Source organism: Bradyrhizobium sp. AUGA SZCCT0105 (assembly GCF_018129565.1).
Lineage (GTDB): Bacteria > Pseudomonadota > Alphaproteobacteria > Rhizobiales > Xanthobacteraceae > Bradyrhizobium.
Map to the genome: position 1 here is coordinate 319,037 of NZ_JAFCMK010000002.1, position 15,735 is coordinate 334,771.

Genomic DNA, 15,735 nt, shown 5'->3' on the forward strand with positions numbered 1-15,735 from the left:
GTGCTATTCGGAACCTTTCAATTGATGTCCGGTTCTGGTCGCATGGTCGAACTTGCCCCCCGGAATGCACAAGCCAGCAGCCTGATCGGCGTGCAGCCGATCGCGATCGGCGCCGTGGCGCTGGTGCTCGTGCTGTTCGGGATCGGCTCGATCACGCTGTGGCGCGCCTTCAGCGGCAACGTGCCGGAGACCGACCGGATGGTCGCCGTCCGTCAGTTGCAGGCGCGGACCGCGCAGGTCTCCGAGGCCCTGGTTGAAAAGACCAAGGGGATGGAGTTGACCCAGCAGGAATCCATCGACCAGTTGCAGGAGGTGCAGGACCAGCTGTTGGCCATGCGCAAACAGTTCGCCGCGCAGCAGGGCGACGCCAAGAAGCTCTCCGACCAGGTCGCCGCACTGACTGAACAGGTCGAGGGCCTGCGCCAGTCGCTCGCGAGCGCGCAGGCCAATGAGCCGGTCGCGGAGTCCGAGCCGCGCAAGCGGTCGAAGGCCACCCGCAGCGCCAACCGGAAGCGCCACAGATCGCGCAGTTGACGACCGAAGACCGAAGACGCCGAGCGCGGTCACCAGCGCGGCCATCAAAATGTACCAAATCTCGAACAACATCAGGAGCTAAGGTGGAATTTCCGGCTCCAGGCCTGCCGGCAGCAGCCCCGCATGAGTGCCCGTTACCGTGAATTAATCCGGACTTTGTGAACTGGTTCACATATCCGACTTCGAATCCGAGTCATCTTTAATCACCGGATGGCGTGAGCCGATTTCAATATCCGGGGCTGGCAAGGTCGTTGACGGTATACTACGTCGACGGCCTTGTTTTTTGGGGCCGCCCACCCCGGAAACATCTGACTCCCGACATCGAGAGCGGCCTTCACGCGCGCGAGGTCGGCAAGCCGGCTTGCGCTCGCCACCCCACAAGGAAGCGGCCGAGGACGAATGGAATCAGATGCAGGCGCAGCTGAAGAAATAAGGCGTGCTCGGGTGACGGCTCTGCACGCGCGACATCGCTGCCGCTGAAGCCGCAGCGATCCGCGTTGCCGCCTACCTGGTGCGGTCGCGCAGGACGCGATCGCTTCGCTGCCGCAGCCGTGCAAGCTTCGGCTCGAGCTCGTGGAGCATGTAGACGAATGCGATGGCGAGGCCCGAAACAACAACCATGAACAACAATGTCAGATCAGGAATGGTCAGCATCTCTGATATCCTCTGAGGCCCGGCTCCAATCGCAGCCGGACCGTTTGTTTTCGCGACGCGTTCACACACAGACTGCTGCAATGTGCTGCAAGCAGCGTACCAATGCGCGACGGCCCCGGCATCAAGACACCGAGGCCGCGCCGATCATTCCAAGACCATCAGCATGGCGATCCGATGGACCGGCCATGCGTCGGCAGATGTCTCAGTTGCAAACCTGCACCGGTCGCACCTGCCAGCCATACGGCGTCAGCATGCGACGGCGCACGACGTAACAGCCGCCGTCACCATAACCATAGCCGTAGCCATACCCGTCGTCGTAGCCGTAACCGGCGTAGTACGGGTTGCCGTAGTAGCCGTCATAGTAATCGTAGGCGCCATAGCCCAGGCCGAACCCGATCGCGGCCGCCGCGAACGGATAGCCCCAGCCGCGCCGATGCCAGCCTCCGCCGTGCCAGCCTCCACCATGCCAGCCGCCGCCGTGCCAACCACCGCCGATTGCAGCCGACCGGAAGCCACCGCCCGCGCCCATGGCGCGGAAGGCGCCGCCGCCACCGTGGAAGCCGCCAAAGCCGCCGCCACCATGGAAGCCACCACCGCCGTGAAAGCCGCCGCCACCAAAACCACCGCGCGCCGACGCGGCATCGACCGTGAACAGGCCGACCGTGGCCGTCGCCAGCAAGGCAATCATCGTTTTACGCAACATCACCCGTCACTCCTCTGTCCAAGGCTTTTCTTTGCAAGCCTCCTCCGCCGCGTCCCGCGCATGCTAACTCAATGTAGGACCGCGGCTTCAACCGCGCGCTTGTGTCACGCTCACTTCTGCGCGACCCGCGTTCATCAAGGCGCAGCCGTCAAAAGTTAGCAGCCGCGGCAGATGCCATTGACCCGGCGGTCGACCGTCCTGTTCTCGTCGGCGATCGCCCTGTCGATGCTCTCGCTCGACGCCGAGCCGGTGGTGACGCCCTCACCGGTATTCAGCCGGCCGGAGGATTGCGCCGTGCCGGCGCTGTTGGTGCCAGGCGGCGGTGGCGCGACTTGCGGCGATGTCGGGCTGGCTGACGAGGGGCTCCCGCTCCCAGCGCCGCTTCCGGTGCCTTGAGCAACGGTAATCGTGGGCGCCAGCAGAATGGCGATTGTCGCGACTGCGGCGGTGACGGATAATTTGCGCATGGCAATTCTCCCTTGCGGACATCAACGGGTCCGCAAAACGCCGGTTCCCACAGGCGTTGGGGCAATACAGTTTGGGAGCAATGCAATTTGCGCAAGCTGATCGAATTTGACGACGACACTGCCGACAAGCTGAAGCAGCTTGGGCGCGACCGGATGGCGACGTTGCAGGAGCTGGCGGACGAGGCCTTCGCCGACCTCCTCAAGAAGCACGGTATTCCGATCGACCTGAAGGATGCGCTGCGCAAGAGCGCAAGACTTCAGGAAGCAGCGAGACCGCGGGAGGCGGCAAAGCCAGGCCCCGCAACACCGAAGCGCGCACGTAAGCAGGGCCGGAAGCGCTGAGGCTTCAGCCGATCTTCTTCAGTCCGGCTTTGTACTGCGGGCCCCGGATCGCATAGGACTTCGCCGGCCGCGACAACGCCTCGGCCTGCGCGGCGTCCAGCGTACGCACCACGCGCGCGGGCGCGCCGATGATCAGGGAGTTTTCCGGAAACTCCTTGCCCTCGGTGATGACGGAGCCGGCGCCGACGACACTGCCGCGCCTGATGCGCGCGCCGTTCATCACGATCGATCCCATCCCGATCAGCACGCCGTCTTCCAGCGTGCAGCCGTGCACGATCGCATTGTGGCCGATCGTGACGTTGTTGCCGATGGTCAGGGGAAAGCCGGGATCGACATGCAGGGTCGAATTGTCCTGGACGTTGGAGCCTTCGCCGATCTCGATCCACTCATTGTCGCCGCGCAGCACGGCGCCGAACCAGACGCTCGCCGCGGATTTGAGGCGCACCTTGCCGATCACGACGGCATTGTCGGCGATGAAGTAGCTGCCGTCGGCGGGAAGATCGGGCCCCTGCCCGTCGAGTTCGTAGATCGCCATGAAGGTCTCCCTGGAGCGCTTTCGAGCGAAGTGGACGCCGCCTCGCGTGAAGAAAACGCGTCGAAGCTCAGATCAAAGTGACCTTGGCACAGCGGACGACGTCGATTCAAGCAAGCCCGCCCATGATCCGGACACGGATCAGGATCCGGCGCGGATCACCCGATCACGCCGGCAGCGCGCAGCGTCATCACGAAGAAGGTGCCGGACATCAGGCTCCAGAAGCCGGAGATGACGGTTGCCATCATCACGAACTCGAAACGGCGGCGCTCGATGCGCGCACCACGCAGCGTGTTGCGCATGATGATGAACGGTGCAGCGAAGACGAGAAACGGGACCGCGGCAAAGGTCCTCGGCGCCACGCCCTCCTGCAGCAGGCCGAAGCCGGCCGGACGCTCCGCCATCGCCTGATAACCGCTGGCCAATGCGCCGGCGAGCGCGAAGCCGATGAAGAGCGAGAACAGGGAATTCAAGGTATCGGGCGACATCGGAACTTCCGCTACGCAACAGGCCACTCACCCTGCTTCGCAGAATTGACGGCGGGCCGCCACATCATCCTTAAGGAAAGGTTAACCGGCCGCGCCCGGCGAGGCGTTTGCGCATGGCCATTCGCTGCGGGATTCCATTGGAATCGTACGGAAATTCCGCGTCACGTGGCATATTCGGCAGGTGATTCGGCCACTCCCGGCCTGCTCTTTGCCTGGCTCATGACGCTACTCTCGACCGCCCAGCATCTCGCCCGCGACACCCGGCGCAATCCGCGCGCGCATCTCGTTCCGATCATCGCCTCGGCAGTCATCGCGGCCGGTGCGATTGCGCTCGTCGCCTATCTGCTGTGGCCGACCTATACGACCGTCCCGCCGAGCGATCCGTCGCGGCTGCCGGTGAGCGTCGGCGGCACGCTGTTCAACGTGCCGACCATGGCCGTGCGCATGAAGATCCAGCGCCACTCCGGGCCGCAGGAGCGCGTCGATCTGAGCTTCCTCTATCCGTCGCTGGCGGCGCCTGCCGCGCCGAAGCACTACAGCGCCGATACGGTCGAGGACAAGGTGCAGCCGATCGACAGGATCTTCGTGTCGATCGCGGCACATCACGATTCACTCGCGCCGGACATGCGGCTGCGCACGATCTATCCGCGCTATCTCGACGAGCGTGCGAACACCGATGACGGCCTGACGGCACGCGCGTTCCGCGACGGCACGCCCTATGGCGGCGAGGACCTGTTCACCGCGAGCGAGCCGCAGCTGATCGCACGCTGCACGCGCGATACCTCGACGCCCGGCATGTGCCTGAGTGAGCAGCGCATCGAGGGCGCCGACCTGACCTTCCGCTTTCCACGCAGCTGGCTTGCGCAATGGCGCGACATCGCCACCGCGATGAACCGCCTCTCCGCGCAGATGCACAGCGCGAAGGGGTAACGCCGTCATTGCGCCGGAGCGACGCCCGCTCCGCGGGTTCCTCGCAATGACGGCCTTAAGGCCGTTCAGCCCTGCTCGCCCAGATCTTCTTCCAGGATCGCCATCTGGAACTGGAACGAGCGATCATCGTCCTCGTCGTCGACGAACAGCACGCCGATGAACTCCTCGCCGATATAGACCTCGGCCGAGTCGTCCTTCTTGGGCCGCGGCACCACGCGGATCTTGGGATTGCTGAACACGCGTTTGAGATACGCGTCGAGCTTCCTGACTTCCTGTACGTCCACAGCCGTCTCCAATCGGGTCGATGATTTTCGGGGGAGTTTTAGGACGAGACGGCAAAGATCGCCAGAGCCTTTTCAGGCTTTGGCGACGTGATGTTGCGCACACGCTAAAGCGCGGTACCGATCAGAAAGCGAGTGAAATCAAAGCCCGATCGCGTTGAGCATCTGGTCCATGGTGCGCGACGGCTCGGCACAGCCGGCCTCGCCGACGATTTTCGCCGGCACGCCCGCGACCGTGACGTTGTGCGGCACGGGCTTGACCACGACGGAGCCCGCCGCGATCCGCGCGCAATGACCGATCTCGATATTGCCGAGGATCTTGGCGCCGGCGCCGATCAGCACGCCGTGGCGGATCTTCGGATGGCGATCCTCGTTCTCCTTGCCGGTGCCGCCGAGCGTGACGCCATGCAGGATCGAGACATCGTCATCGATGACGGCGGTCTCGCCGCAGACGAAACCGGTGGCGTGATCGAGGAAGATGCCGCGGCCGATCCTGGCCGCCGGATTGATGTCGGTCTGGAACACCGCCGACGAGCGGCTCTGCAGGTAGAAGGCAAAATCCTTGCGGCCCTTCTGATAGAGCCAGTGCGCGAGACGATGGGTCTGCAGCGCGTGGAAGCCCTTGAAGTAGAGCAAGGGATCGATGAAGCGCGAGGTCGCGGGATCGCGGTCATAGACGGCGACGAGATCGGCGCGGAAGGCGTTGCCGATATCGGGCTCATCGCGCAATGCCTCACCATAAGTCTGGCGGATCAGGTCGCCCGACAGCGCGGCGTGGTCGAGCCGATCGGCAATGCGATGGACCACGGAATCTTCCAGGCGCTCATGATGCAACACGGTCGCATAGATGAAGGATGCGAGCTCCGGCTCGCGGCGCAGGATGTCTTCCGCCTCGCCGCGGATTCGATCCCAGATCGGATCGAGTGCCGCGAGCTTGCTCCCCTGCGGATTGACCTGATGAACTGCCATAGCTGCTCTCGCAATTCGGTTGTTCTGATGTGCGTTATAGCACGGTGAACCCAGCGCGTCCCGGGAAGGCTCGGTACGGTAAACCCCAGCCGAACGCCCCCCGGGCCGACGTCTAGGGGAGTTGGTCGGGATTTTGCCGAAATCAAGCCGTGCTTCTGCAACTATTGGCGGATTTCGTCCCGAGTGTGGTTTTGGGCATGGTCGGCCCCAATAAAGGGGGAAACATCATCAATACCCGGACGTTACGTGGGCGCCTGACCGATGCACGGTCGGTCTGGATCGCCACCATTGCCATTCCCCTCCTCCTGCTCGCGCCTGCCTTCTGGAACGGCTATCCGCTGCTCCAATGGGATACCGGCGGCTATCTGGCGCGCTGGTACGAGGGCTATCTGGTGCCGAGCCGGTCCACAGTGTTCGGCATCTACCTCCATGTCGGCGAGACATCGGGATTCTGGCTCAACCTCGGCATCCAGACCCTGGCGACGCTCTGGATCCTGCAACTGACCCTGCGCATGCTCGAGCTCGCCCGGCCGGTCCGGCTGATCGCGATCAGCCTCGCACTGATCGCCACCACCGCCCTGCCCTGGCTCGCCAGCATGCTGCTGACCGACATCTTTGCCGGCCTCTCGGTGCTCGCGCTCTTTATCCTCGTCCTGCACGGCGAGCGGATTTCGACGCTCGAGAAGGCGGTGCTGTTCGGGTTCATCGCGTTTTCCGCCGCCACGCACAGCGCGACGCTCGCGGTACTGCTCGGTCTGTGCTGCGTCGGCTGGATGCTGCGTCCGTGGCTCGGCCGCCGCGTCCCGGTCGCGGGGCTCATGCAAGGCAGCCTGACCATCGTCACCGCCGCCGTGATGCTGCTGGCGGCGAACTTCGCGCTGTCGGGACAGCTTGCCTGGACACCCGGCGGCTATGGCGTCGCCTTCGGCCGCATGCTGCAGGATGGCATCGTCGCGCAATATCTGCGCGATCATTGCGCCAAGGAGAACCTGAAGCTCTGTCCCTATCGCGACGAGTTGCCGCCGACCGCCGACGACTTCCTGTGGGGTCACAGCATGTTCAACACGCTCGGCCGCTTTCAGGGACTGAATGACGAGATGGGCCACATCGTGGTGCGTTCGCTGGCCGAATATCCGACATGGCAGGCCAGGGCGGCGCTGACGGCAACCGCGGACCAGCTGTTGGATGTCGCGACCGGCGAAGGCTCCTCGGGCTGGATCCCGCATACCTACGGCATCATCGAGCGCTATATTCCCAAGCAGGTCGCGCCGATGCGCGCCGCGCGGCAACAACAATGGGCCCTCGACTTCACCGCGATCAATCGCATCCACGTGCCGGTCGCGCTGGCCTCGATGCTCCTGGTCGTGATCCTGTTCGGCCGTGGACTGTGGCAGCGACGGCTCGACGAGTTGACGCTGCTGGCGGGCACGGTGACGCTCGCTCTGCTCGGCAATGCCGCCGTCTGTGGCGTGATCTCGGGGCCGCACGACCGCTATGGCGCGCGCATGGTGTGGATCGCGACCTTCGTGGTGCTGATCGCGGCGGCGCGCGCCTTCGCCAAGGACGATGCCGAGAACGATGCCGACGAGCTATTTTCGCCGCGACAGGAAGTCGATGACGCCGGTCTTGTAGACCTTGTCACCGACCGCCCGCATGTGGTCGCGGTTCGGAATGTCGAGCACCTGCGAACCCGGAATGATCCGGCCGAGCGCTGACGCCGAGCCTGCGATCTCATCGTTGGTGCCGACCGCGATCAGGACCGGCACGCGGATCCCGGCGGCTTCCTCGCGCGTCATCAGGCGGCGCGAGCCGCGCAGGCAGGCGGCGAGCGCGCGGCGGTCGGAACGGGTCTGATCGGCGAAGGCGCGGAAGGTGCGGCCGACCGGATCGGTGACATCGTCGAGCGACGGCGCCTCCAGCGCCAGCGCGACGGCCTCGCCGGGGCCGCCGCCCTCGATCAGCCCGATACCGATGCCGCCGAGGATCGCCGAACGCACCCGATCGGAATTCTCACGCGCCAGGATTGCCGTCATCCGCGAGCCCAGCGAATAGCCCATGATGTCGGCGCGCGCGATTCCGAGATGATCCATCAGCGCGATCACGTCGCTTGCCATGGTCGCGATCTCGTACTGCGCGACATCGTAGAGCTTGGCGGATTCACCGTGGCCGCGATTGTCGAGCGCGATGACGCGGCGGCCGGCCTTGACGAGCTCCGACACCCAGGTCGGATAGATCCAGTTGACGTTCTTGCTCGACGCAAAGCCGTGCACGAGCACGATCGGCTCGCCCGCGCCTTCGTCGATATAGGCAATCTCAACATCGCCGTGATGGAAACTCGGCATCTTCGATTCCGTTTTTTCTTGGGACTTAGGATTTGGGATTTGCGATCGACCGGCGACCGCAAGCTTAGCGTGAAACCTGGCCTTGGGCGGGCATACTCGCCAGCGCGGCCTGCGCGGTCATCTGCCGCTTCAGCCGCAGCGCCTTGCTTCGTCTGAGCCACCACGCCGTGGTTCGCTCGGTGGTGGCCTTGATCGACGACAGGAAGCCGAACAGTGCGAACAGCGCGCCGAACAGCCACATGGTGAGATTGAATGTGCCGGCCACGAGCAGCAGCGCGCCGCGGCCGAGCAGTTTGATGATCGCGCGGGTCTGGCCGCCCTTCACGTCCGCGAGGCGGGCCGCGCGCGCGATCTCCTGCGGGTTTTCCGCGACCTTCAGCGTGTCCCGCGCGGCACGAACCCCGGCCGCCTCGCCGATGCGCCCGACGTCCTTGGCGACGCGCACCAGCGCGCCGGCCTTCTCGGCGCGGAATGCCGCGCGGATCGCGGTTGCAGTTTCCGCCGGCCGCAGCACCGAGCCGGACGCGACCGCCTCACGCAGCGCCGGCTGATCGACCACCTCGCGGGTCGAGCGCCCGGCCCATTCGATCATCCCCTCACTCAGCCGTCCGGCCTTGCGCGTATCCTTGACCAGCGTCAATCCGGCGCGCAGCGGCGCGGCGCCGCCGACCGACACATAGGTAGCCGCAGTCACGGCGAGCCCGGCGGCCGCGAGGCCAAGCACCAGTCGGTCGGTGTCCTCGCCCATCACGAGATGCTTGCCCTCGCGCACGACGTCCCTGACGTCACCGAACACGAACAGGTCGCCCGCGACCGTGCCCGACAGGCTTGCGACGTCGTCTGCATTGCCGGTCACGAGGCCGGTGGCAAATCCCTTGGCGAAATGTGCGGTGGACGATTGCTCGGCGCGCGCGTCGTCGACCCGCTTTGTGAGTTCATCACTGAGCGCGATGTTCTTCTCGCTTGCGAGCGCGACAAAGCTGGTCGCAAGATCGGCATCTCCGGAGGCGAGCGCCGCCTCGATATTGTCCGATATCAACGCCGGGTTGTTGCGCAGGACGGAATTGAGCCTGAGGTCGGCGAGCGCAGCCGGATCGTTCCGCGCTGACAGCACCGTACCGGCGTCGCGGGCGTGCGGCCAAATGGCCGCGCCTACGGCCGCGCTCGCTGCCAGGCCGGCCACCGCCAAACTGAGGCGCACCCCGTTCATTCCGCTTGAAACCTCAAGTTTAATTCGCCTTGTTCAGCTCGCCTTGGAAATAGTGTGCCGTTTTTGCGACACAACGGCTCCGACCAAAGAAGGGCTTCTCTGGGACGACAAGATTGTGTCGAATTTGCATGAGCAAATGAGCCATCGGGGCTCTAGGAATCAACTGTTCCCGCCAGTATGGTGCGCGGCATTTCGCGATGCCGCATGCTGTTGATTGCGTCTGCCCATCGTTGCCACCAAGGTGAGAATATGTCCGACCACGTCGTCCCGCACTTCCATAACGATGCCGGTGTCTCGGTGATCGAGATCGGGTCGCAGGAGTTCATGTGCGTGGGCGCCAACCCTCCGTTCGACCATCCGCACGTGTTCCTCGACCTCGGCAACGACAGCGAGATCATCTGCCCGTACTGTTCGACACTCTATCGCTTCGCGTCCGACCTCGCTGCCGGCGAAGCACGGCCGCCGGAATGCGTGCTGAAAGACAAGGTCGCCTGACCGCTCCGTGGCGCTGACGCGAACCGTCATCGTTGCCGGCGCCGGGATCGGAGGACTGACGGCGTCGCTTGCACTGGCGGCACAGGGCTTTCGCGTCGTCGTGCTGGAGAAGGCCGAACGGCTCGAGGAAGCGGGCGCCGGCATCCAGCTCTCTCCCAATGCCAGCCGCATCCTGGTCAAGCTCGGGCTTAAGGAACCGCTTGCGCGGCGCGTGGTCACGCCGGAATCCGTCAACATCCTGAGCGCGCGGGCCGGTGGCGAGATTGCGCGGATGCCGCTCGGCCGGGCCGCCGAGTTCCGCGCCGGTGCCCCCTATTGGGTGATCCACCGCGCGGATCTGCAGGCCGCGTTGCAGGCCGCCGTCAACGACCATCCCGATATCGATCTGCGGCTCGGCTGCCAGTTCGAGGACGTGACGAAGCACGCCAAGGGGCTGACGGTGGTGCAGCGCCGCGGCAACGCACGGCAGGAGGAATTGGCGGTTGCGCTGATCGGCGCGGACGGCATCTGGTCGTCGGTCCGCGGACATTTGTTTCCGGATGTACAACCGCAATTCTCCGGCCTGATCGCCTGGCGCGGCACGCTGGACGCGACCGCCCTGCCGCGTGAATACACCGCGCCGCGCGTGCAGCTGTGGATGGGGCCGGACGCGCATCTCGTGGCCTATCCGATCTCGGCCGGCCGTCAGGTCAACGTGGTCGCGATCGTGTCGGGCACCTGGAACCGGCCGGGCTGGAGCGCGCCCGGCGACATCAACGAGATCAAGGGCGCGTTCGCTACCGCGCGCTGGCCCGCCACGGCGCGGATGCTGATCGGCGCGGTCGACGGCTGGCGCAAATGGGCGCTGTTCACCCTGCCCGACATCGGCCGCTGGAACGAAGGCGCGGTGACACTGCTCGGCGACGCCGCGCATGCGATGCTGCCGTTTGCCGCGCAAGGCGCCGGCATGGCGATCGAGGATGCGGCCGTGCTCGCCAAGGCCCTGGCCGACTGCACCGGCGAAAACACCGCAGGCATTCCCGCCGCGTTGAAGCGCTACGCCGAGATGCGGCGCGGACGCGTGCTGAAGGTGCAGCGCATGGCGCGGCAGCAGGGCCGCATCTATCATTTGAGCGGACCCTTGGCGATCGCGCGCGATCTTGCGATCCGCGCCATCGGTCCGCAGCGCATGCTGGCGCGGCAGGACTGGATCTACGACTGGCGCGCCTGAGCCGAGCGCGCCTGCCCGCACACAGCTACCGGTTCTTCCGGAAACGCTGACTTTAGTGAACGAGGCCTCGCGGCGCGCGCGAGCCCTTTGCCCCCGGCGCAGGCGCCGCAGGTGCGGCCGCCGCCGGCGTGTCTGGCGGGCTCTCATGGCACTTGTTGGCGCGCCAGGCCTGATCCGCAAGCCTCTGCTGGGCGTGGATCGAGATCAGTTCGTTGCGATAGACCATCTCGGAGACCACGGTACCGCCGACGCCGGTCTCCGCCTTGGCCATCAACTTTTCCTGATCCGTCGCGCGAGACGTGAGATTCTTGCGCTCGGTCTCGAGCTGCTTGCAATCATACAGATCGTATTTGGCGGGATCGGCGAATGCCGACGGCACGCTGTCGCCGATCTGCGCGCAGCCGGAAACGCCCGCAGCCGAGGCGAGCAGCGCAACGATGGCTGCCGCGCGCGACAGATTTGGGCGGCGTGGGAGACGAACAGACATTCAGCTTTCTTAGTCCGACAGTGTTGAGATTGCCTAAAGCAGCCGCCGGTGTCCGGATTGAGGCTCAATCGCGGCGGCGCGCTGCTTATCCCAATGCTCGGCTGCCGAGGCAAATGGAATTGCAAGCCGCAGGTTAAGCCTTTGAAAGCGCGCGTGGTAGTAGCGGATAGCGGAGCTAGGCCAAGAAGACGAGCGCCCCGTATTTTCGAAAGTTGCTCGCGCGCGGATCGGCACTAACGTCGTTCACTCAGCCGGCCCGCGACCGAAGGCGAGATCGCCGACGTGCTCCTCGACAGAAGGAAGCCCGCGCGGCGCAAGCTTGATGACCTGCCCGGCCGAAAGCAGCCGGCAGATCTCTAGGCCGCCGGTTGCGTGGATTTCCTGACGACCAGCTCAGGAGGAAGTACGACGTGCCGGATCTCGGCCGACCCGCTCTGGAGCATTTCGATCAGCATTCTGCCGGCGATCCGCCCCATCTCGCGGTGCTCGATGCGCACGGTGGTGAGGGGGGGCGAGACGACATCCATGAGTGGCATGTCGTTGTGACCGACGAGCGAGAGATCCTCCGGGCACCGCAGGAGCCGCTCCTTCAGGGCGTCGAGGGCACCGATCGCCAGCAGGTCGTTCGCGGCAACGATCGCAGTCACCTGATGCGGCCCGCCGACGAGACGCGTCGCCGCCAGCGCGCCCCCTTCGCGCGTGTATCCCGCGGCTTCACGTATGACACCGGTCAATCCGTGCCGTGCCATCGCGCGCTCAAAGCCATCACGCCGCAGCGCGCCGGTTGATGTCGACAGCGGCCCTGCGATATGCGCAATGCGGCGGTGTCCGATATCGACGAGATGATCGACAGCGAGGCGCATTCCCATTTCGTCGTCCGAGACGACTGAGGAGACGCGATCGCGCGCTTCGGATCGGTTGACGAGGATCACGGGAACGCCGCGCCGGATACAGAAACCGACGAGTTCGTCATCCTGCGAAACCGTCGCCAGGATCAGGCCGTCGACCCGCTGGCTGAGCAGTCTCTCGGCAAAGAAGATCTGCTGCGACGATACATTGCCGGCGTCCGCAACGATCGGTGCGTAGCCTTCCGTAGAGAGAACCTCCGTAATGCCGCCAAGGATCGGAGCGAACACCGGATTGGTGATGTCGGGCAGCAGCACACCGACGAGATCGGATCGACCCAGTCGCAGGTTGGCGGCCAGCCGGTTCGGTTGATAGCCCAGCGCCTCCGCCTGGGCGGAGATCCTGTTGGCGACGTCGTCCGCGACCAAATGCCGTTTCTTGGGATCGAGGGCCCGCGACACGGTCGAAGGATGAACGCCGGCGGCGGCCGCGATCTGCTTGATTGTCGTGACAGGTCGATTCACCCAGCGATTCCTGTTGCTTAGCTCATTCGCGCGAAATGAGCATAGCGCGTCCCTTGACTTATTGCAATCGATTGCAATATCAACTGCAAACGATTGCATTCATGAGCGCAACCGTTTGTACAGGAGCACACCGATGTCTCACGGCATTATCGAGAAGCTCGAGGACGTAACGCCGACCGTGTTGCGGGCGATGGCGTCGACCGACAACGCGCGGCTCCGAACGGTGATGGAAGCCTTCGTCAGGCACCTCCACGCCTTCGCCCGCGAGGTGAAACTCACCGAAGCGGAATATGATCTCGGCATCGATTTCCTGAACCGGATCGGACAGGCCACCCACGACAGCCACAACGAGGGCATCCTCTTCGCGGATGCGACCGGCTTCTCGACGCTGGTCTGCCTGCTGAACAACGGCAACGCCGGTGCGACCGAAACCGCGGCAGCATTGCTGGGCCCATTCTGGCGGGCCAATTCTCCCCGAACGCAGAACGGAGCATCGATCGTTCGTTCTGCGACACCCGGCCCCGAACTCTTCGTCGCGTGCGAGGTCGTCGACATCGCGGGCAAGCCCCTCGCCAATGTCGAGGTCGACGTCTGGCAATCCTCACCGGTCGGCCTCTACGAGAACCAGGACGAAACGCAGGCAGACATGAACCTGCGCGGCAAGTTCACCACCGACGCCTCGGGTCGGTTTTCATTCAGATCGGTCAAGCCCGCCGGCTATCCCGTGCCGACCGATGGCCCGGTCGGCGACATGCTGCGCGCCCAGAACAGGCATCCCTACCGGCCGGCACACATGCACTTCCTGGGCTTCAAGCCCGGTTACAAGACGCTGATCACGCAGGTCTTCGTCGACCACGACGAACACCTGGACAGCGACGTGGTGTTCGGAGTGACGCGCGCGCTGGTCGGCGATTATCGCCGGCATGACGACGGCGACCCACCGGCGCCCGGGGTCCGCGCGCCCTGGTACACGCTGAACTATCGTTTCACCATGGAAAACGGTGAAGCGATCCTCCCCAAGCCGCCGATCAAGTGAGGCACACGATGAATCAATCCGTGAAGGACAAGGTCGTGCTCGTCGTAGGTGGCGCCGGCAGCATCGGGGCCGTGTCCGCCAAGCGCTTCGCCGAACTCGGTGCCCGCATCGCAATCAGCCACCGCGACGTTCCGGACGAAGCGGCCGCCGCGGCAACGGTGGTGCAATCCCTGCATGGAGACGGCCACGCCGCGTTGATCGCCGACGTCGCGCAGACGGCAACCCTGAAAGCACTGCGCGCCGAGATCGAGCGGCGCTTCGGCCGGCTCGATATCCTCGTCAACGCCGCCGGCTTTACCAAGCCGGTGCCTCACGCCGATCTCGACGCGCTGGACGACGACCTGATTGACCGGATGTTCGCGGTCAACTGGCGCGGACAATTTGCGGCGATCCGCACCTTCGCTCCGCTCCTGAAGGCATCCGGCGACGGCCTCGTCGTTTCGATATCATCGATCGCGGGCACCAACGGGATCGGGTCCTCGATTGCCTATTGTGCCGTCAAGGCCGGCATCGACGTCATGACGAAATCGCTCGCCCGCGTGCTGGCCCCCGAGGTGCGGGTGCTCGCGGTCGCACCCGGCGTGGTCGACACCGGCTTCGTTCCGGGGCGCGGCGCGGACTTCAACGCCAAGACCGCGACGACGACACCGCTGAAGCGGATCGCGACTGCAGAGGACATCGCCTCGGCCATTCTCGCCTGCGCAAACCAACTCGGCTTCGCGACCGGAACGACTTTCGTGGTCGACGGCGGCCGCTCGCTTTGAAAGAACAAGTCTATGCGATCCCCCCGCGAAAAGGTCATCATCACCTGCGCCGTGACCGGCAACCTGACGACACCCGAGCAGACCCCCCATCTTCCCATCACGCCGGCGCAGATCGCTGACGCCTGTCTCTACGCCGCCGATGCGGGCGCCGCCATCGTCCACATCCACGTTCGGGACCCGCTTACCGGCCGTCCCTCGATGCTGCTCGACCACTATGTCGACGTCGTCGAGCGCATTCGCGCGCGCAACCCCGCGTTGATCCTCAACATCACGACAGGACCGGGCGGACGCTTTGTTCCATCCAGGGACGATCCGAAGGTGGCCGCCGAGGGCACGACCCTGATGGCGCCGGAGAAGCGGGTCGAGCACGTCACCGTGCTGCGACCGGACATTTGCACGCTCGATCTCAACACCATGAACTCCGGAGGCGAGGTCGTGATCAATACGCCGGCGAACGTTCGCCGGATGGCGAAAGTGATCGCGGACGCCGGCGTCAAACCGGAGATCGAGCTGTTCGATTCCGGCGATATCGCGCTGATGCGCGATCTGCTGGCCGACGGCTCTCTGCAAGGGCCAGTCCTGTGTTCCTTCGTGATGGGCGTTCGTTACGGCTTTCAGCCTGCCCCGGAAACCGTATTGTACGCGCGCGGCCTGCTGCCGTCGGACGCGGAGTTCACCGCGGTCGGCATCGGCAAGGCCGCATTCACGACGGTCGCACAATCCTATCTTGCGGGCGGTCACGTGCGGATCGGCCTGGAAGATGCAGTCTATCTCACGCGCGGCCAGTTCGCGACCTCCAACGCGGAAATGGTCACAAAGGCGCGCCGCATCGTCGAGGATCTCGGGGGCGCCATCGCGACGATCGAGGACAGCCGGCGGATCGTCGGCCTGCCCTCGCCCACGAAGACAATCAAGGCTTAG

Annotated in this window: 19 protein-coding genes and 1 pseudogene; 9 read left to right on the top strand and 11 right to left on the bottom strand. The window is 64.9% G+C overall.

Annotated elements, in window-relative coordinates; genetic code table 11:
* Positions 1–42: 42 nt before the first annotated feature.
* The gene (locus JQ573_RS10500) at positions 43–534 is read left to right on the top strand and encodes a hypothetical protein (protein WP_212309868.1); all 492 of its coding nucleotides are present in this window, start codon (positions 43–45) and stop codon (positions 532–534) included.
* A gap of 504 nt (positions 535–1,038) precedes the next feature.
* Here JQ573_RS10500 and JQ573_RS10505 read toward each other — a convergent pair.
* The 3 genes from JQ573_RS10505 to JQ573_RS10515 all read right to left on the bottom strand — a co-directional run bounded on the left by JQ573_RS10505 (position 1,039) and on the right by JQ573_RS10515 (position 2,358).
* Entirely contained in the window at positions 1,039–1,188 is a 150-nt protein-coding gene (locus JQ573_RS10505; protein WP_212309869.1) for a hypothetical protein, read from the bottom strand.
* A gap of 202 nt (positions 1,189–1,390) precedes the next feature.
* Positions 1,391–1,891, bottom strand: coding sequence for a hypothetical protein (locus tag JQ573_RS10510; RefSeq protein WP_212309870.1), 501 nt, complete (start codon positions 1,889–1,891; stop codon positions 1,391–1,393).
* A gap of 155 nt (positions 1,892–2,046) precedes the next feature.
* Positions 2,047–2,358, bottom strand: a complete 312-nt coding sequence (locus JQ573_RS10515) for a hypothetical protein (RefSeq protein WP_212310808.1) — start codon at positions 2,356–2,358, stop codon at positions 2,047–2,049.
* Between the two features lie 87 nt (positions 2,359–2,445).
* On the opposite strand from JQ573_RS10515, the gene JQ573_RS10520 reads away from it, so the two are divergent.
* A complete protein-coding gene (locus tag JQ573_RS10520; protein ID WP_212309871.1) occupies positions 2,446–2,700 on the top strand; it encodes a hypothetical protein in 255 nt (84 codons plus the stop codon).
* A 4-nt stretch (positions 2,701–2,704) separates the two neighbouring features.
* Here JQ573_RS10520 and JQ573_RS10525 read toward each other — a convergent pair whose 3' ends face one another.
* Positions 2,705–3,235, bottom strand: a complete 531-nt coding sequence (locus JQ573_RS10525; protein ID WP_092115174.1) for a gamma carbonic anhydrase family protein — start codon at positions 3,233–3,235, stop codon at positions 2,705–2,707.
* 155 nt (positions 3,236–3,390) lie between these two features.
* The gene (locus JQ573_RS10530) at positions 3,391–3,720 is read right to left on the bottom strand and encodes a DUF6949 family protein (protein ID WP_092115175.1); all 330 of its coding nucleotides are present in this window, start codon (positions 3,718–3,720) and stop codon (positions 3,391–3,393) included.
* 219 nt (positions 3,721–3,939) lie between these two features.
* On the opposite strand from JQ573_RS10530, the gene JQ573_RS10535 reads away from it, so the two are divergent.
* Positions 3,940–4,650 (top strand): hypothetical protein, encoded by a 711-nt coding sequence (locus JQ573_RS10535; RefSeq protein WP_212309872.1) that lies wholly within the window; start codon positions 3,940–3,942, stop codon positions 4,648–4,650.
* A gap of 65 nt (positions 4,651–4,715) precedes the next feature.
* On the opposite strand, the gene JQ573_RS10540 is transcribed toward JQ573_RS10535, so the two are convergent.
* Positions 4,716–4,934: a DUF3126 family protein gene (locus JQ573_RS10540; protein WP_050406403.1), complete on the bottom strand. Its 219-nt coding sequence runs from the start codon at positions 4,932–4,934 to the stop codon at positions 4,716–4,718.
* A 138-nt stretch (positions 4,935–5,072) separates the two neighbouring features.
* Positions 5,073–5,900: a serine O-acetyltransferase gene (cysE, locus tag JQ573_RS10545; protein WP_212309873.1), complete on the bottom strand. Its 828-nt coding sequence runs from the start codon at positions 5,898–5,900 to the stop codon at positions 5,073–5,075.
* A gap of 197 nt (positions 5,901–6,097) precedes the next feature.
* Here cysE and JQ573_RS10550 point away from each other — a divergent pair.
* Positions 6,098–7,474, top strand: a pseudogene (locus JQ573_RS10550) (hypothetical protein); the annotation flags it as partial.
* 15 nt (positions 7,475–7,489) lie between these two features.
* Here JQ573_RS10550 and JQ573_RS10555 read toward each other — a convergent pair.
* Together JQ573_RS10555 and JQ573_RS10560 are read right to left on the bottom strand one after the other, a co-directional pair.
* Positions 7,490–8,242 (bottom strand): alpha/beta fold hydrolase, encoded by a 753-nt coding sequence (locus JQ573_RS10555; RefSeq protein WP_212309874.1) that lies wholly within the window; start codon positions 8,240–8,242, stop codon positions 7,490–7,492.
* Between the two features lie 64 nt (positions 8,243–8,306).
* Positions 8,307–9,452 carry a hypothetical protein gene (locus JQ573_RS10560; RefSeq protein WP_212309875.1) on the bottom strand — a complete coding sequence of 382 codons (1,146 nt, stop codon included), beginning with the start codon at positions 9,450–9,452 and terminating at the stop codon, positions 8,307–8,309.
* Between the two features lie 249 nt (positions 9,453–9,701).
* On the opposite strand from JQ573_RS10560, the gene JQ573_RS10565 reads away from it, so the two are divergent.
* On the top strand, positions 9,702–9,947 hold the full coding sequence (locus tag JQ573_RS10565) for a zinc-finger domain-containing protein (RefSeq protein WP_092115185.1): 246 nt from the start codon (positions 9,702–9,704) through the stop codon (positions 9,945–9,947).
* Between the two features lie 7 nt (positions 9,948–9,954).
* Positions 9,955–11,157 (top strand): FAD-dependent monooxygenase, encoded by a 1,203-nt coding sequence (locus JQ573_RS10570; protein ID WP_212309876.1) that lies wholly within the window; start codon positions 9,955–9,957, stop codon positions 11,155–11,157.
* A gap of 52 nt (positions 11,158–11,209) precedes the next feature.
* Here the strand turns inward: JQ573_RS10570 and JQ573_RS10575 are convergent, their stop codons facing one another.
* The gene (locus JQ573_RS10575) at positions 11,210–11,644 is read right to left on the bottom strand and encodes a twin-arginine translocation pathway signal (protein WP_212309877.1); all 435 of its coding nucleotides are present in this window, start codon (positions 11,642–11,644) and stop codon (positions 11,210–11,212) included.
* Between the two features lie 356 nt (positions 11,645–12,000).
* Positions 12,001–13,113: a LacI family DNA-binding transcriptional regulator gene (locus JQ573_RS10580; RefSeq protein ID WP_212309878.1), complete on the bottom strand. Its 1,113-nt coding sequence runs from the start codon at positions 13,111–13,113 to the stop codon at positions 12,001–12,003.
* A gap of 34 nt (positions 13,114–13,147) precedes the next feature.
* Here JQ573_RS10580 and JQ573_RS10585 point away from each other — a divergent pair, with 34 nt between their 5' ends.
* Genes JQ573_RS10585 through JQ573_RS10595 form a run of 3 tightly spaced genes read left to right on the top strand, consistent with a single transcriptional unit; the run spans position 13,148 to position 15,735 of the window.
* Positions 13,148–14,050 (top strand): dioxygenase, encoded by a 903-nt coding sequence (locus JQ573_RS10585; protein WP_212309879.1) that lies wholly within the window; start codon positions 13,148–13,150, stop codon positions 14,048–14,050.
* A gap of 8 nt (positions 14,051–14,058) precedes the next feature.
* On the top strand, positions 14,059–14,814 hold the full coding sequence (locus JQ573_RS10590; protein WP_212309880.1) for an SDR family NAD(P)-dependent oxidoreductase: 756 nt from the start codon (positions 14,059–14,061) through the stop codon (positions 14,812–14,814).
* A 12-nt stretch (positions 14,815–14,826) separates the two neighbouring features.
* On the top strand, positions 14,827–15,735 hold the full coding sequence (locus tag JQ573_RS10595) for a 3-keto-5-aminohexanoate cleavage protein (protein WP_212309881.1): 909 nt from the start codon (positions 14,827–14,829) through the stop codon (positions 15,733–15,735).